The 18,189-nt window shown below is 74.0% G+C and carries 1 pseudogene (running past one end of the window); it reads right to left on the bottom strand.

From position 1 onward, the window contains the following. Positions 1-18,189 (bottom strand): annotated as a pseudogene (locus Sfulv_RS31775) (type I polyketide synthase) (its annotated part extends 10,038 nt beyond the left edge of the window); the annotation flags it as partial.

Here is an 18,189-nt window from a genome sequence, read left to right as displayed (position 1 = left end):
CGGGGGCGTCCTCGCCGCGGCGGCTGACGAGCAGCAGGTGTTCGGCGCCGGCGCGGGCCAGGCCGCGGGCGACGTGTCCGCCGAGGCCGCCGGTGCCGCCGGTGATCAGGGTGGTGCCCGAAGGGTCGAAGGTGGGCGCGGTGCTCTGCGCCGCGGGGCTGTGGGCGAGGCGGCGTACGAACACGCCGGAGGCGCGTAGGGCGGCCTCGCTCTCCCCGGCGGTCCCGGCCAGGACGCCGCGCAGCCTGCGCGCGCTGTGGGTGTCGAGCTGCTCGGGCAGGTCGACGCAGCCGCCCCAGCGGTCGGGCTGTTCGAGGGCCACGACGCGGCCCAGGCCCCATACGGCGGCCTGGTCGAGTCCGACGACCGGCTCGGAGCGGCCCACGGAGACGGCGCCCCGGGTGACGGCCCACAGGCGGGCGTCGATGCCCGCATCGCCGAGTGCCTGTACGGCGACGGTGGTCAGGAGGAGGGAGTCGGGCACTCCGGTGCGGGCGAGTCCGCCGCAGCCGGCGAGGCCGAGCAGCGACAGGACCCCGGCGAACTCGCCGTGTTCGGCGCGCAGTGCGGCGAGCCGTTCGGCGAGCGCGGCCCGGTCGGGGCCGACGTCCTCGCACAGGACCGTCTGTGTCGCGAGGGCGGCGACGACATCGGCGGACCACTCGGCCTCGTCGGTGCCGGGCGGGGTGAGGACCAGCCAGCGTCCGGTGAGCGCGGTGGGGGCGGTGGGTCCGGTCTGCGGCTTCCAGGTGACCCGGTAGCGCCAGGCGTCCACCTGCGACTGCTCGTCGCGGCGGCGGCGCCAGGCGGTGAGCGCCGGGACCATCGCGGTGACGGTCGCATCGTCGAGGCCCAGCGAGGCGACGAGTGAGCCGACGTCGTCGCGCTCGACCGCCGACCAGAACTCGGCGTCGGCGGCGCTGCCCGCGCCCGCGGGTCCGGCGGTGGGGGCGGCGAGGGCGTCGGGCCAGTACCGCTCGCGCTGGAAGGCGTAGGTGGGCAGCGCGATCCGGCGGGCGTCGCTGTCCGCGAAGTATGCCGTCCAGTCGATGTCCACGCCGTGGGCGTGGGCTCCGGCCAGCGCGGTGGTGACGGTCTGCTCCTCGGGCCGGCCGCTCCGCAGCAGCGGCAGCAGCGCGGTGTGCGGCTCGTCGGTGAGGCTGTCGCGGGCCATGCCGCAGAGCACACCGTCGGGGCCGAGCTCCAGGAAGGTGCGGACCTGGCCCTGCGCGGAGAGCCAGTTGATGCCGTCGGCGAAGCGGACGGCCCGGCGCACGTGCTGGACCCAGTACTCCGGGTCGGTCATCTGGTCCTCGGCGGCGAGGCCGCCGGTGAGGTGGGAGACGAGGGGGATCACCGGCGGGTGGTAGGTGACGCCCCGCGCGACGCGGGCGAAGTCGTCGAGCATGCCGTCCATGAGTGGCGAGTGGAAGGCGTGGCTCACCCTCAGCCGCTTGGTCCTGCGGCCGCGCGCCCCCAGGGTCGCGGCGATGTCGAGGACGGTGTCCTCGACGCCGGCGACGACCAGTGACGCCGGGCCGTTGACGGCGGCGACGGACACCTCGTCCTCGTGGCCCTCCAGCAGCGGCAGGACCTCGTCCTCGGCGGCCTCCAGGGAGATCATCGCGCCGCCCTCGGGCAGCGCCTGCATCAGCCGTCCGCGCGCCGCCACCAGGGCGCACGCGTCCGGCAGGGTGAGCACGCCCGCGACGTGCGCGGCGGCGAGCTCCCCGACGGAGTGCCCGGCGAGGTAGTCGGGGGTGATGCCCCACGACTCGGTGAGCCGGAACAGGGCCACCTCGACGGCGAACAGCGCGGGCTGCGCGTACTCGGTGCGGTCGAGCAGGGCCGCCTCGGGCGAGCCCTCGGCGGAGAACAGGATCTCGCGCAGCGGCCGGTCCAGGGCGCCGTCCATCCGGGCCAGTACAGCGTCGAGGGCGTCGGCGAAGACGGGGTGGCGCTCGTACAGCTCCCGTCCCATGCCGGGCCTCTGGCTGCCCTGTCCGGTGAACAGGAACGCCGTACGGCCGCGGGCCGTGCCGCCCTGGACCACACCGGGTCCGGGCAGTCCGTCGCGCAGCGCCAGCAGGCCGCGCAGCAGTTCGTCGCGCTCCCCCGCCACCACGGCGGCGCGGCGCTCCAGGCCGGCCCGGGAGGTGGCCAGGGAGAAGGCGAGGTCGGTCAGGGGGTGTCGGGGTGCTCCTCGACCAGGGCGAGCAGCCGTCCGGCCTGGGCGCGAAGGGCGGCCTCGCTGCGGGCGGAGACCACCAGCGGCAGTGCGCCGGGGCGGGGCGGGCGGGCGGTGGCCGGCCGTGCGGCGGGCTCCTCGGCGGGTGCCTGTTCGAGGATCGCGTGCACATTGGTGCCGCTGAGCCCGAACGAGGAGACGGCGCCGCGGCGCGGACGGCCGGTCTCGGGCCAGTCGGTGCGCTCGGTGAGCAGGTCGATGGCGCCGGAGGACCAGTCCACGTGCGAGGACGGGGTGTCGATGTGGAGGGTCTTCGGTACGACGCCCTCCTGCAGGGCGTGCACCATCTTGATCACGCTGGCGACGCCGGAGGCCATCTGGGTGTGGCCGATGTTGGTCTTGACCGAGCCGAGGAGCAGGGGCCGTTCGCCGTCCCGGTCCTGGCCGTAGGTGGTGAGCAGGGCCTGGGCCTCGATGGGGTCGCCCAGGGCGGTCCCGGTGCCGTGGCCCTCGATGACGTCGACCTCGCGGGACCGCAGGCCGGCATTGGCCAGGGCCTGGCGGATGACGCGCTGCTGGGAGGGGCCGTTGGGGGCGGTGAGGCCGTTGGAGGCGCCGTCCTGGTTGACGGCGGAGCCGCGGACCACGGCGAGCACGGGGTGGCCGTTGCGGCGGGCGTCGGAGAGACGCTCCAGCAGGACCAGACCGACGCCCTCCGCGAGGGTCATGCCGTCGGCGGCCTCGGCGTACGCCTTGCAGCGGCCGTCGGTGGCAAGGGCCCGCTGGCGGCTGAAGCCGACGAAGGCGCTGGGAGTGGACATGATGCTGACGCCGCCCGCGAGCGCCAGGGTGCTCTCGCCGTTGCGCAGGGACTGGCAGGCCAGGTGCAGGGCGACCAGGGAGGACGAGCAGGCGGTGTCGAGGGTGACGGCCGGCCCCTCGAAGCCGAAGAGGTAGTTGACCCGGCCGGACAGCACGCTGGAGAGCGTGCCGGTGATCATGTGGCCTTCGGAGCCCTCGGAGGAGTTGGCCACGCTGGAGGCGTAGTCCTGGTAGCTGGCGCCGATGAAGGTACCGGTGAGGCTGGAGCGCTGGGAGAGGATGTCGATCCCGGCGTGCTCGAAGGCTTCCCAGGCCGTCTCCAGCAGGAGGCGCTGCTGCGGGTCCATCGACATCGCCTCGCGCGGCGAGATGCCGAAGAAGCCCGGGTCGAACTCGGCGACGTCCTGCAGGAATCCGCCCTGCACCGAGTAGGTCTTGCCGGACCGGTCGGGGTCCGGGTCGTAGAGCCCCTCGGCGTCCCAGCCCCGGTCGGCGGGGAAGACGGAGACGGCGTCGGTGCCGTCCAGGGTGAGCTTCCACAGCTCCTCGGGCGAGGTGACCCCGCCGGGGTAGCGGCAGCCCATGCCGACGATGACGATGGGGTCGTCGTCGGTCGCGGCGGCGGACGCGGTCGCCGCGGGCGTTCCGGCGCTCTGGGCCCCGGCCAGCTCGGTGCGGAGGAACCCGGCCAGTGCGGCGGGGTTGGGGTGGTCGAAGACCATGGTCGTCGGCAGCGTCAGTCCGGTGACGGACGCGAGGCGGTTGCGCAGTCCGACAGCGGTGAGCGAGTCGAAGCCCACGTCACGGAAGGCACGCTGCTCCGGCAGGGCGTCGGGGGTCGACAGGCCCAGCACGGCCATGGCCTCGGTGCGTACGACCTCCAGGACCAGCCGCTCCTGCTCGGCGGCGGACAGCGCCCGCAGCCGGGCGGCGAACTCGCCCTCCACCACGGTGCCGGTGCTCTGCTCGGCTGCCTCGGTGAGGGCCCGGACCTCGGGGATCTCGGCGAACAGGTTCGTGGGGCGGCTGGAGGTGAAGACGGGGTAGTACGTCGCCCAGTCGACGTCGGCGACCGCAACGGCCGTCTCGTCGTCGTCCAGGGCCCGCTTCAGTCCGCTCAGCGCCAGCTGCGGGTCCATGAACTCCAGGCCACTGCGGCGGATCGTCTGCGGGTCGACGCGGCCGGCCTTGATGTCGTCGGCCCAGATGCCCCAGGAGAGTGAGGTGGCGCGCAGGCCGCGGGCGCGGCGGTGGGCGGCGAGCGCGGCGAGGTAGGCGTTGCCGGCCACATAGGCGGCGTGCGCCCCGCTGCCCCACATGCCGGCGGTGGACGAGTAGAGGATCAGGTCGTCCAGGTCCTCGTGGTCGAGGAGTTCGTCCAGGACCCGGGCACCGGTCACCTTGGCGTCCAGGACACGGGAGAAGGCGTCCATGGTGGTCTCGGCCAGCGGGAACAGCTCGATGAGCGCGGCGGTGTGCACGACCGTGCGCACGGTGCGGCCCTCCGCCTTGAGCTGGGCGAGGAGAGCGGCGACGGCGTCGCGGTCGGTGATGTCGCACGCGACGGCGGTGGCCGGGGTGCCCGACGCGGCGAGTTCCGCGACGAGTTCGGCCATGCCCGGGGCGTCCGCGCCGCGGCGGCTCATCAGCACCAGGTGCTCGGCGCCCCGCCCGGCCAGCCAACGGGCCAGGTGGGGGGCGAGGGTGCCCGAGCCGCCGGTGATCAGGATGGTGCCGCGCGGCGTCCAGTCGCGGCCCGGGTCCTGCGCGTCGGCCGCGGCCCGGACGATGCGCCGGGTGAAGATTCCGGAGGCACGGACGGCGAGCTGGTCCTCGTCGCCCAGGGCGCCGGAGAGTGCGGAGGCCAGCCGTCCGGCGGCGCGCGGGTCTAGTTCGCGCGGCAGGTCGACGACGCCGCCCCAGCGCTGCGGGTGCTCCAGCGCGGTGGTCCAGCCGACGCCGGTGACCAATGCCTGGGTGGGGGACGTGATCTCGTCGGAGCGGCCGGTGGAGACCGCGCCCCGGGTGAGGAACCACAGCGGTGCCTCGATTCCGGCGTCGCCCAGGGCCTGGACCAGGGAGACGGTCAGGGCCAGGCCGAGCGGCAGCACGGGGGTGCGCTCGTCCGGCTCCTCGGCGGCGGCGAGCGTGGAGACGACGCCAGTGATCTCCCCGGCGCCGGCCAGCCGTTCGGCGAGCACCGCGCGGTCCACGCACGTCCCGTCCAGGACGAGGCGGGTGACCGCGGCGCCCTGGCCGCTCAGCGCGTCGGCGACCTCGTCCGTGTCGTGGCCGTGGCCTTCGGCGCCGACCAGCAGCCAGGTGCCGGACAGCGACCGCTGCGGGACGTTGCCGACGGGGCTCCAGGACACCCGGTAGCGCCAGGAGTCGACGGTGGAGCGGTCCTTGCGGGACCTGCGCCACGAGGAGAGGGCCGGCAGGACCGCGGCCACGGAGGTCTCGTCCGTGCCCAGGGCGGAGGTGAGCGCGGAGAGGTCCTGCTGCTCCACGGCGGCCCAGAATGCGGCGTCGGCGGGGTCGGCGGAGACCGCCGGCTCGGCGACGGGAGGGACGGCCCAGAGCTGTTCGTGCTGGAACGCGTAGGTGGGCAGGTCGACCCGGCGGGCTCCGGAGTCCTCGAAGATCCCTGCCCAGTCGATGTCGACGCCGCGGACGAAGACCTCGGCCGCCGAGAGCAGGAAGCGGGACACGCTGTCCTGGTCCCGGCGCAGCGTGCCGGTGGCGACGCCCGGTTCGGCCGTCTCGTCGATCATGTCCTGTACGGCCATGGTCAGTACGGGGTGCGAGCTGACCTCGATGAAGGCGCGGTGCCCGGCCGCCAGCAGATCGTGCACGGCGTCGGCGAACAGGACCCTCTGGCGCAGGTTGCGGAACCAGTAGCCCGCGTCCATCCCCTCGGTGTCCAGCCAGTCGCCGGTCGTCGTGGAGAAGAACGGGACCTCACTGGCGCGCGGGGCGATCGGCGCGAGGACGTCGAGGAGTTCGTCGTGGAGGTTTTCGACCTGGACGGAGTGCGAGGCGTAGTCCACGGCGATCCGCCGCACGCGTACCTCGTCGGCGGTCAGCTCCTCCGACAGCCCGTCCAGCGCCTCGGGCTCGCCGGAGACGACGACCGAGCGCGGTCCGTTGACGGCGGCGACGGACACCCGGCCCTGCCAGGCGTCCAGGCGGCTCTCCAGCTGCTCCACAGGCAGCGCCACCGACATCATCCCGCCGTGGCCGGCCAGGGTGCGGCCGATGGCCTTGCTGCGCAGCGTCACGACCCGGGCGCCGTCCTGGAGGGACAGCGCGCCGGAGACGACGGCCGCGGCGATCTCGCCCTGCGAGTGGCCGACGACGGCGGCGGGTTCGACGCCGCGGGACCGCCACAGGGCGGCCAGCGACACCATGACCGCGAACGAGGCGGGCTGCACGACGTCGACGCGCTCCAGGGTGGGCGCGCCCTCCTTGCCCTGCAGTACGTCGATGAGCGACCAGTCGACGAACTCGCCGATGGCCGCGGCGCATTCGGCGATCCGCTCGGCGAAGACCGGTGACTCGGTCAGCAGCCGGGCGCCCATGCCCACCCACTGGGAGCCCTGGCCGGGGAAGACGAACACCGTCCTGCCCTCGACGTCGGCGATCCCGCGGGCCACCACGGCGGACGGTCCGTCGGCCGCGACGGCGCGCAGGGCGTCCATCGGGTCGGCGTCCTCGGTGGGGACCACCACGGCACGGTGTTCGAAGACCGCGCGGGAGGAGACGAGCGAGTGGCCGACGTCGAGCGCGCGTGGCGCGGGGCTCGCGGTCTCCAGGTGCGACAGGAGCCGGGCCGCCTGTGCGCGCAGCGCGGCGGCGGTCTTCGCCGAGACCGTCCACGGTACGACGCCGCCGGCCACCGGCACGGGCTCGGCGGCGGGGGCCGCCTCGGGCTCGGCGGCGGGGGGCGCCTGTTCGATCAGGGTGTGGGCGTTGGTGCCGCTGATGCCGAACGAGGAGACGGCGGCGCGGCGCGGCCGGCCGGTCTCGGGCCACTCGACGGCCTCGTGCAGCAGCCGCACGGAGCCGGAGTCCCAGTCCACGTGCGAGGACGGGTTGTCGGCGTGCAGGGTCCTGGGCAGCAGGCCGTGGCGCAGCGCCATGACCATCTTGATGACACTGGCGACACCGGCGGCGGACTGGGTGTGGCCGATGTTCGACTTGACCGAGCCGAGCAACAGCGAGCGCTCCGGGTCGCGGTCCCTGCCGTAGGTGGCAAGCAGGGCCTGCGCCTCGATCGGGTCGCCCAGTGGCGTACCGGTTCCGTGCGCCTCCACCACGTCGATGTCCGAGGGGGCCAGACGGGCGTTGGCCAATGCCTGGCGCATCACCCGCTGCTGGGCGGGCCCGTTGGGGGCGGTGAGGCCGTTGGACGCGCCGTCCTGGTTGATCGCCGAGCCGCGGATCACCGCGAGGACGGGGTGTCCGTTGCGCCGGGCGTCGGAGAGCCGTTCGACCAGCAGAATGCCGACGCCCTCGGCGAGGGTCATGCCGTCCGCCTCGTCGGAGAACGCCTTGCAGCGGCCGTCCCGGGCCAGGGCCCGCTGGCGGCTGAAGGCGATGAAGGGGGCGGGGGTGGTCATGATCGTGGCGCCGCCCGCGACGGCGAGCGTGGACTCCCCGTTGCGCAGCGACTGGCAGGCCAGGTGCAGCGCGACCAGGGACGAGGAGCAGGCGGTGTCGACGGTGACGGCGGGGCCTTCGAGGCCCATGACGTAGGAGATGCGGCCGGACAGGACGCTGGGGATGCTGCCGGTGACCATGTGGCCCTCGGCGCCGTCGCCGGCGCCCAGTCCGTAGTCCTGGTAGCTGGAGCCGATGAAGGTGCCGGTGAGGCTTCCGCGGGCCGCGGCGGGGTCGATCCCGGCGCGCTCGAAGGTCTCCCAGGTGGTCTCCAGCAGCAGCCGCTGCTGGGGGTCCATCACCAGCGCCTCGCGTGGCGAGATGCCGAAGAACGTCGGGTCGAACGCGTCGGCCTCGTGCAGGAAGCCGCCGAGGGTGGAGTAGGTCTTGCCCGGCCGGTCCGGGTCGGGGTCCAAGAGCCCCTCGGCGTCCCAGCCGCGGTTGACGGGGAAGTCCGACACGGCGTCCGCGCCGTCGGTGACCAGGTCCCACAGCTGCTCGGGCGAGTCGGCGCCGCCGGGGAAGCGGCAGCCCATCCCGATGATGGCGATGGGTTCGTCGTCGGCGGCGCCGGTGGCGACCGGCCCGGCCACGTCGAGGACGGCGCCGAGGATCTCGGCCAGAAGGTACTGCGCCAGCTCCAGCGGGGTCGGGTAGTCGAAGACCATGGTGCTGGGCAGGGTGAGGCCGGTGGTGGCGGCCAGTCGCTTGCGCAGCTCGACGGCGGTCAGCGAGTCGAAGCCGATGTCGCGGAAGGCGCGTCCTTCCGCGACGCTGTCGGCGGAGCCGTGGCCGAGGACGACGGCGGCCTCGCTGCGGACCAGGTCGGACAGGTGCCGGATCTGCTCGGGCTCGGACAGGGCGCGTACCCGTGTGACGAACTCGGAGGTGTCGCCGGTGTCGGCCGCGCCTGCCGCATCGGCGAGCGCCCGTACCTCGGGCAGGCCGTCGAGGAGCGCGCTGGGGCGCGCCGAGGTGAACACCGGTGCGTAGCGGTCCCAGTCGACGTCCGCCACGGTGACGGTGGTGTCGCCCCGGACGACGGCGCGCCCCAGTTCGGTCATCGCGAGGGCCGGCTCCAGGAAGCCGAGTCCCTGGCGCTTCAGGGTGCCGGAGACCGCTTCGTCGGTGGCCATACCCGCTTCGGCCCAGGGGCCCCAGGCCACGGAGGTGGCAGCCAGTCCGCGGGCGCGCCGGTGCTCGGCGAGGGCGTCGAGGTAGGCGTTGGCGGCGCCGTAGGCGCTCTGGCCTCCGCTGCCCCAGACACCGGCGATGGATCCGAAGAGGACGAACAGGTCGAGTTCGCGGTCCCCGAGCAGTGCGTCGAGGTGTGCGGCCCCGGCGAGCTTCGCGGAGGTGAGGTCTGCGAACTCGGCGGGGGTCAGCCCGTCGAGGGGTCCGTACTGGCCGACGCCCGCGGTGTGCACCACGCCGGTCAGGGGCAGCTCGTCCGGGACGGCGGCGAGCACGGCGGCCAGCGCGTCCCGGTCGGCGGCGTCGCAGGCGACGATCTCGACGCGGGCGCCCAGCTCCTCCAGTTCGGCGCGCAGGGCGTCGGCGCCGGGGGCGTCGGGTCCCCGCCTGCTGGTGAGGACGAGGTTCTCGGCGCCGGAGCGGGCCAGCCAGCGGCCGACCTCCGCGCCGAGGCCACCGGTGCCGCCGGTCACCAGCACGGTGCCGCGGGCGCTGAACTCCGCGGCGCCGGGAAGGGCGTCGGCGGTGTACCGGACGAGACGGCGGCCCAGGACCCCGCCGGCGCGGAGCGCCACCTGGTCCTCGCCGTCGGGAACGTTCTTGACGGCGAGGACGCCCGCGAGCCGCTGCGCGGTCCGCTCGTCGAGCTCCTCGGGCAGGTCGACGAGCCCGCCCCAGAGCCGGGGGTGCTCCAGGGCCACGGTCCGTCCGAGCCCCCAGGCCGCGGCCTGGGCGGGGTGGGTGAGGGGGTCGGCGGACCCGGTGGACACCGCGCCGCGGGTGGCCGTCCACAGCCGCCCGTGGGATCCCGTGTCGTGCAGGGCCTGGACGAGCGTGAGCGTCAGCGCGAGGCCGTGGCTGAGCGGCGTGCACGTCTCACCGGGGCGCTCGTCCAGCGGGAGCAGGGAGAGCACGTTGGCCGCGCTGTCGAAGCCTTCGGTGGCTTCGAGCCGGGCGGCGAGCACCTGCCGGTCGACGCACGCGAGGTCCAGGGTGAGGCGGTGCACCCGCGCGCCGTGCGCGCTCAGGGTGCCCGCCAGCTGCTCGACAAGCTCGCCCGCACCCCCGGCGTCCTCGGCGTCTCCGGTGACGAGCAGCCAGGTGCCGTCGAGGACCGGGGCGGCGAACGTGTTGAGCTGGGCCCACTCGACGCGGTAGCGCAGCGAGTCGAGCCGGGACTGCTCCTGCTTGCCGCGCCGCCAGGAGGTCAGGGCGGGCAGCAGGGAGCCGAGGGAGTCGTGCTCCTGTTCGCCCAGGCCGAGGATGGCGGCCAGCTCGTCGGCGTCGCCGCGCTCCACGGCGGCCCACAGCCGCTGGTCGGCCGGGTCGGCGTCGCCCGGGGCCACGGCCGCGGCGGGCAGCTGCGGCCAGTAGTACTCGTGCTGGAAGGCGTAGGTGGGCAGGTCGACGCGGCGGGCGCCGCTGTCCGCGAAGTACGCCGTCCAGTCCACGGGGAGGCCCTGGACCTGGAGCCGGGCGAGCGCGGTGGTGACGGCCAGCGCCTCGCCGCGGTCGGCGCGGCAGAGCGGGACGAGTTCGGCGTCGTACGTGTCGCCGAGGGTGTCCTGGGCCATGGCGGACAGCGGTCCGTCGGGGCCCAGTTCCAGGAAGGTGGTCGTACCGGCGTCGCGCAGGGTGCGGACGCAGTCGGCGAAGCGGACGGTGTCGCTGACGTGGGTGACCCAGTACTCCGCCGAGCACACCTGCTCGTCGGTGGCGAGGGCGCCGGTCACGTTGGAGACCAGCGGGATGCGCGGCGCGTGGAAGGTGAGCCCTTCGACGACGGCGCGGAACGCGTCGAGCATTCCGGCCATGCGCGGCGAGTGGAAGGCATGGCTCACCCGCAGCCGTTTGGTCTTGCGCCCGAGCTCGTCGAACGCGGCGGCGATCTCCAGGACCGCGTCCTCGTCGCCGGAGACGACGACCGACTCCGGTCCGTTGACCGCGGCGATCGACACGGTGTCCTCGCGGCCGGCCAGCAGCGGCGTGACCTCGTCCTCGGTGGCCCGGACGGCGACCATCGCACCGCCGGTGGGCAGCGCCTGCATCAAGCTCGCGCGGGCCGCGACCAGGGCGCAGGCGTCGGCGAGCGACAGGACGCCCGCGGCGTGGGCCGCCGCGAGCTCACCGATGGAGTGGCCCGCCACGAAGTCCGGCTTGATCCCCCAGGACCGTACGAGACGGAACAGCGCGACCTCGACGGCGAACAGCGCGGGCTGGGTCCAGCCGGTCGCGTCCAGCAGGGCGGCCTCGTCGGTGCCCTCGTCCGCGAACAGCACCTCGCGCAGCGGGCGGTCGAGCAGCGGGTCCAGCTCGGCGAACACCGCGTCGAGCGCTTCGGAGAACACCGGGTGACGCTCGTAGAGTTCACGTCCCATGGCGGCGCGCTGGCTGCCCTGGCCGGTGAAGAGCATCGCGGTCCGGCCGCGCCCGGTCGCCTCGCCCTCGATCACCCCGGCGTCGGGGCGGTCGGTGGCCAGCGCGGTGAGCGAACGCAGCAGTTCCGCGCGGTCCCCGGCGAGCACGGCGGCCCGCTGGTCGAACCGGGTACGTGTGGTGGCGAGGGAGAACGCCGCGTCCACCGGGTCGAGTTCGGGATGCGTCTGCACATAGGAGAGCAGGCGTGCCGCCTGGCCGCGCAGGGCCGCGCGGGTCCGGCCCGAGACGAGCCACGGTGTTATTCCGGGGGCACGGCCGGTGGCGGTGCGCTCCGGGGCGGCGGGGGCCGGGGGCTGCTCGATGATGGTGTGGACATTGGTGCCGCTGATACCGAAGGACGAGACGCCGGCGCGGCGGGGGCGGCCGGTCTCGGGCCACGGCGTCGACTCGGTCAGCAGCTCCACGGCGCCCGCGGACCAGTCCACGTGCGAGGACGGGGCGTCCACGTGCAGCGTCTGCGGAAGCACACCGTGACGCATCGCCATGATCATCTTGATGACACCGGCGACACCGGCGGCGGCCTGGGTGTGGCCGATGTTGGACTTCACCGAGCCCAGCAGCAACGGCCGGTCCTCGTCACGGTCCCGCCCGTACGTCGCCAACAACGCCTGCGCCTCGATCGGGTCACCCAGTGACGTACCGGTGCCATGCGCCTCGACCACATCCACGTCCCCGGCCGACAACCCGCCGCTGGCAAGCGCCTGACGAATCACACGCTGCTGCGAGGGACCGTTGGGCGCCGTCAGACCGTTGGACGCACCGTCCTGGTTGACCGCACTGCCCCGCACCACGGCCAGGATCTCGTGCCCGTTGCGCACCGCGTCGGACTGCCGCTCCAGCACCACCATGCCCACGCCCTCCGACCAGCCGACACCGTCGGCCGACTCGGAGAACGCCTTGCACCGGCCATCGGCCGACAGACCCCGCTGCCGGGCGAAGTCCACGAACACCGCCGGAGTCGACATCACCGTCACACCACCGGCCAGCGCCAGCGAGCACTCACCACTGCGCAGCGCCTGCATCGCCCAGTGCATCGCCACCAGCGACGACGAACACGCCGTGTCCACCGTCACCGCCGGACCCTCAAGACCCAGGGTGTACGACACCCGGCCCGACGCCAGACTCGCCGAGCTGCCGCCACCGCGGAAGCCCTCGAACTCGGGGGCGGCCAGCACCGCGCCGTAGTCGCTGTACATGACACCGGCGAAGACGCCGGTCGCGCTGCCCTTAAGCGACACCGGGTCCATGCCGGCCCGCTCCACGGCCTCCCAGGATGCCTCCAGCAGCAGTCGCTGCTGGGAGTCGGTCGCCAGCGCCTCGCGCGGGCTCATCCCGAAGAACGCCGGGTCGAACTCGCCCGCCTCGTGCAGGAATCCGCCCGAGCGGGTATAGGCGGTGCCCTTGTGGTCGGGGTCCGGGTGGTAGAGGCCCTCGACGTCCCAGCCGCGGTTGGTCGGGAAGCCGGATATGACGTCCGCGCCTTCGGTGACCACGCGCCACAGGTCCTCGGGCGAGGTCACCCCGCCCGGGTACCGGCAGCTCATGCCGACGACCACGATCGGGTCGTCCGCCTCCGCCGCGGTGCGCCCGGCCGTGGGCGGCGCCACGGCCACCTCCGCACCGAGCAGTTCTTCGAGGATGTACCCCACCAGGCTCCGCACGGTCGGGTAGTCGAAGACCAGCGTGGCGGGCAGCCGCAGCCCGGTCACGGTGTTGAGCCGGTTGCGCAGTTCGACCGCCGTGAGCGAGTCGAAGCCCAGTTCGCGGAAGGCACGCCCGGCATCAATGTCGTCACCGCCGGCGTGCCCCAGGACCAGGGCGGTCTGGCCGCGCACGAGGTCCAGCATCAGGTCGAGGCGCTCCTCCGCCTCCAGCCGGTTCAGCTTCTGCACAAGGCCACTGGCCGTGCTCGATCCGGCGACGGAGGCACGGCGGGTGCGGGTGCGGATCAACGAACGCAGCAGCGGCGGGACTTCACCCTGCGCGCGGAGTACCGGGAGGTCCAGCCGTACGGGCAGGACGACCGGCTCCTGTGTGGTCTGGGCCGCGTCGAAGAGCGCCACGCCCTGCTCGGCCGTCAGCGCCCGCACCCCGGAACGGGCGTGCCGGTCCGCCTCGCCCTCGGCCAGGGTGCCCGTCATGCCGCTGGTACGGTCCCACGGGCCCCAGGCGAGCGACAGACCCGGCAGGCCCTCGGCCCGGCGGCGCTCCATCAGCGCGTCCAGGAAGGCGTTGCCCGCCGCGTAGTTGGCCTGGCCGGCGCTGCCGATCACCCCGGCGACGGAGGAGAAGACCACGAACGCGGAGAGGGCATGGTCCTGGGTCAGTTCGTGCAGGTTCCAGGCCGCGTCGGCCTTGGGCCGCAGGACCGTCTCCAGCCGCTCCGGCGTCAGCGAGCCCACCACACCGTCGTCCAGCACACCGGCCGTGTGGATCACCGCGGAGACGCTGTGGCGTGCCAGCAGGTCCACGAGCGCGTCGCGGTCGGCCACGTCGCATGCCTCGACCACCGCCTCGGCACCCAGCTGCGACAGCTCACCCACCAACTCCTCGACGCCCTCGGCGCCCAGGCCCCGACGGCTGACCAACAGCAGACGGCGCACACCGTGCTCCGTCACCAGATGACGGGCCACCACCGCGCCCAGACCACCCGTACCACCAGTGATCAGCACACGGCCGTCACCACCCCACACCGGCCCCGCCGCGATCTCGCCCGCCGCCCTGCGGACCAGCCGACCGACCAGAACACCACCGTCCCGCACGATCACCTGCGGTTCATCCGCACTCAGCGCGATCGAGGGAAGCGTGACCGGTCCCGCCGGATCCAGATCCACCAGACCGAAGCAACCCGGATTCTCCGACTGCGCCGACCGCACCAGACCCCACACCGAGGCCGCCGCCACATCCGAACCACCCACCGCGCCCCGCGTCACGAAGACCAGCCGTGAGGTGGTGAATTTCTCGTCGTCGAGCCAGCTCTGCACCGAGGCCAGGGCGTCGGCCGCCAGGGCGTGAGCGGACCGCGCCGCGTCGGCGCCGGTCCTGCCGTCAAGGGTCACCAGGACGACGGCGGGCACGGGCCCGTCGGCCGCCGCCAGCTCCGTCAGGTCCCGGTAGGCGGCGGCGGTGAGTGCCCCGTGCTCGACGAGTCCGAACGCGTCGGGACCGACCAGGGCGACGGACTCGGGAGCGGTCGCCCCCTGCCGTACGGACACCCAGTCCAGGCCGAACAGCGCGTCGCGCGCGGCCGTGGCGGCTGAGTCGAGCTGCTCGGCGGCGACCGCGCGCAGCACCAGCGACTCGACGGAGGCCACCGGCGCGCCGGAGGCGTCGGCCACCTGGATCGCGAGCGAGTCCTCGCCGGCCGGTGACAGCCGCACCCGCAGTGCGGAGGCTCCGGTGGCGTGCAGCGACACGCCCTCCCAGGAGAAGGGCAGCCCGCCGCGGCTCTCCGCGCCGAGTTCGACGAAGGAAGCGGCATGCAGCGCGGCGTCCAGCAGCGCGGGGTGCAGACCGAACGCGTCCGCTCCTGCGTCGCCGCCCTCGGGCAGCACGACCTCGGCGTAGACGTCGCCGTCACGCCGCCAGGCGGCCCGCAGCCCCTGGAAGACGGGTCCGTAGGCGAAGCCGTCCGTGGCCAGCCGGTCGTACATGCCCTCGACGGCCACCGGCAGAGCCCCGGCGGGGGGCCACTGCGTGGCGTCGAATCCGGCGCCGTGCTCAGCGGTCTGCTCGTCGACGGCCAGTACACCGGTGGCGTGCCGGGTCCAGGCGTTCTCGTCGCTCTCCTCGGGCCGGGAGTAGACGTCGACCGTACGACGGCCCGAGTCGTCGGGATTGCCGATCCACAGCTGGACCTGGATACCGCCCTGCTCGGGCAGGACCAGCGGCGCCGCCAGGGTCAGTTCCTCGACCCGGTCGCAGCCGACCTCGTCGCCCGCGCGGACGGCGAGTTCAAGGAAGGCGGTGCCGGGGAGCAGCGTGGTGCCGCGCACGGCGTGATCGGCGAGCCACGGGTGGGACTGGAGCGCGAGGCGGCCGGTGAGCAGCACGCCGTCGGAGTCGGCGAGCGACACGGCGGCGGCGAGCAGCGGGTGGTGCGCCGCGCCGAGCCCGGCCGCGCGCAGGTCGGCCGCCTGGTTCTGGGCGCCGCCCTTGGGCCAGTACCTGCGGCGCTGGAAGGCGTAGGTGGGCAGGTCGTGGCGGCGCGCGCCGGTGCCGGCGAAGTACTCCGCCCAGCGGACGGCGGCGCCGCGCACGTGGAGCCCGGCCAGCGCGGCGGTGAGGGCGTCGGTCTCGGGGCGGCCGGCGCGGAGCGTGGGCAGCGCGGTGTGCCCGTCCGCGTCGGCGGCGTCCAGGCAGTCCTGGGTCATCGCGGAAAGGACGCTGTCGGGGCCGAGTTCGAGGAAGGTGGTGACGCCGTGGTCCGTGAGCCAGCCGATGCCGTCGGCGAACCGCACGGCCCGGCGGACATGGTCCACCCAGTAGTCGGCGGAGGTGATCTGTGCGACGGTGGCGGGCTCGCCGGTGAGGTTGGAGACGAACGGCAGCAGCGGGGCCTGGAGGGACAGCCCCGACACGACCGCGCGGAACTCGTCGAGCATCGGTTCCATGAGCGGTGAGTGGAAGGCGTGCGAGACGGCGAGGCGTTTGGTTCTGCGGCCCTCGGTCTCCAGGCGGGCGGCGATGTCGGCGACCGCTTCCGCCTGGCCCGCGAGGACGAGCGAGCGGGGGCCGTTGACCGCGGCGACGGACACGGTGTCCTCGCGGCCCGCGAGCAGCGGGGCCACCTCGTCCTCGGTGGCCTGTACGGCGGTCATCGCGCCGCCCGCCGGCAGCGCCTGCATCAGGCGGCCGCGGGCGGTGACGAGCACGGCGGCGTCGCCCAGGGAGAGCACTCCGGCGACATGGGCGGCGGTGATCTCGCCGATGGAGTGGCCGGTCAGGTAGTCGGGCCGGACGCCCCAGGACTCCACCAGGCGGTAGAGCGCGACCTCGACGGCGAACAGCGCGGGCTGCGCGTACTCGGTACGGTTCAGCGCCTCGGCGTCCTCGCCCCAGAGCACCTCGCGCAGCGGGCGCTCCAGCAGCGGGTCGAGGGCGGCGAAGGCGGCGTCCAGTGCCTCGGCGAAGACCGGGAAGGCGGCGTGCAGTTCACGGCCGGCGCCGAGGCGCTGGGAGCCCTGGCCGGTGAAGAGGAACGCCAGCTTTCCCTCGCTCTGGGCGGCGCCGCGCACCTGCTCGGCGGTCTCGCGGTCCTCGGCCAGCGCGGTCAGCCCGGCGAGCGCCGTGTCGCGGTCGGCGGCCAGGAGGACAGCGCGGTGCTCGAAGCCGGCGCGGGTGGTGGCCAGCGAATAGGCGATGTCGAGGGGGTTCGTGGCGGGCTCGGACTCCAGCGCGGCCACCAGTGCGGCAGCCTGGGCACGCAGCGCCTCGCGGGTCCGTCCCGACACCAGCAGGGGAACCGGGCCCCGGTCCGCGACGGTGTCGGCCTCGGGGGCTGCGGCGTCGGCGTTCTCGGTCGCCGGGGCGGGCGGGGCCTGTTCGACGATGGTGTGCGCGTTGGTGCCGCTGATGCCGAACGAGGAGACTCCGGCCCGCCGGGGCGCGCCGGTCTCGGGCCACGGCCGGTTCTCGTCGAGGATGCGGACCGCGCCCTGCGACCAGTCGACGTGCGAGGAGGGTTCGTCGGCCAGCAGGGTCCGCGGCAGCACTCCGTGGCGCATCGCCATGACCATCTTGATGACACCGGCGACACCGGCGGCGGCCTGGGTATGGCTGATGTTGGACTTGACGGAGCCCAACAGCAGCGGCCGGTCCTCGTCGCGTCCCTGGCCGTAGGTCGCGAGCAGAGCCTGCGCCTCGACCGGGTCACCGAGTGTGGTGCCGGTGCCGTGCGCCTCGACGGCGTCGACCTCGGTGGCGGAGAGCCGGGAGTTGATCAGCGCCTGCTGGATGACCTCCTGCTGGGAGGGGCCGTTGGGGGCGGTGAGCCCGTTCGACGCGCCGTCCTGATTGACGGCGGTGCCGCGTACGACGGCGAGGACCTCGTGCCCGTTGCGCCGGGCGTCGGAGAGCCGTTCGAGCACGAGGATGCCGACGCCCTCGGCCCACCCGGTGCCGTCAGCGGTGTCCCCGAAGGAGCGGCATCGCCCGTCGGCGGAGAGGCCGCCCTGCCGGCCCATCTCGATGAAGGTGCCGGGGCTCGACATGACGGTGACGCCGCCGGCCAGGGCGAGGGTGCACTCGCCCGCGCGCAGCGCCTGGCTGGCGAGATGGACGGCCACCAGGGAGGAGGAGCAGGCGGTGTCGACGGTGACGGCGGGGCCGACCGTGCCGAAGGTGTAGGAGATGCGTCCGGACAGCACACTGCCGGTGTTGCCGGTGAGCTGGAATCCTTCCGCGCCGTCGGCGGGGCCGACCCGGTAGTCCTGGGCCATCGCGCCCATGAACACACCCGTCTGGCTTCCCTTGACCGAGGTCGGGTCGATGCCCGCGCGCTCGAATGCCTCCCAGGCTGATTCGAGCGCGACGCGTTGCTGGGGGTCCATGGCGACGGCTTCTCGGGGCGAGATGCCGAAGAAGTCCGCGTCGAAGTCGGGGGCGTCGTGGAGGAAACCGCCGGACCGGGTGCTGGACTCGGAGAGCGCCTCGGTGTCCCAGCCGCGGTCGGTGGGGAATTCCGAGATGCCGTTCCCACCGGCCTCGACCAGGCGCCAGAGGTCCTCCGGGCTGCTGACGCCGCCGGGGTAGCGGCAGGTCATGCCGATGATGGCGATGGGTTCCTGGGCCGCGGACTCCAGCTCGTTGACCCGCTGCCGCGTCCGTCGCAGGTCGGCGGTAGCAAGCTTGAGGTAGTCCCGGAGCTTCTGTTCGTTGTCCAT

The sequence above is a fragment of the Streptomyces fulvorobeus genome (assembly GCF_013167895.1).
GTDB classification, from domain to species: domain Bacteria; phylum Actinomycetota; class Actinomycetes; order Streptomycetales; family Streptomycetaceae; genus Streptomyces; species Streptomyces fulvorobeus.
The sequence above is the reverse complement of the archived record's forward strand: the minus strand, read 5'-3'. Positions and strand labels throughout refer to the sequence as shown.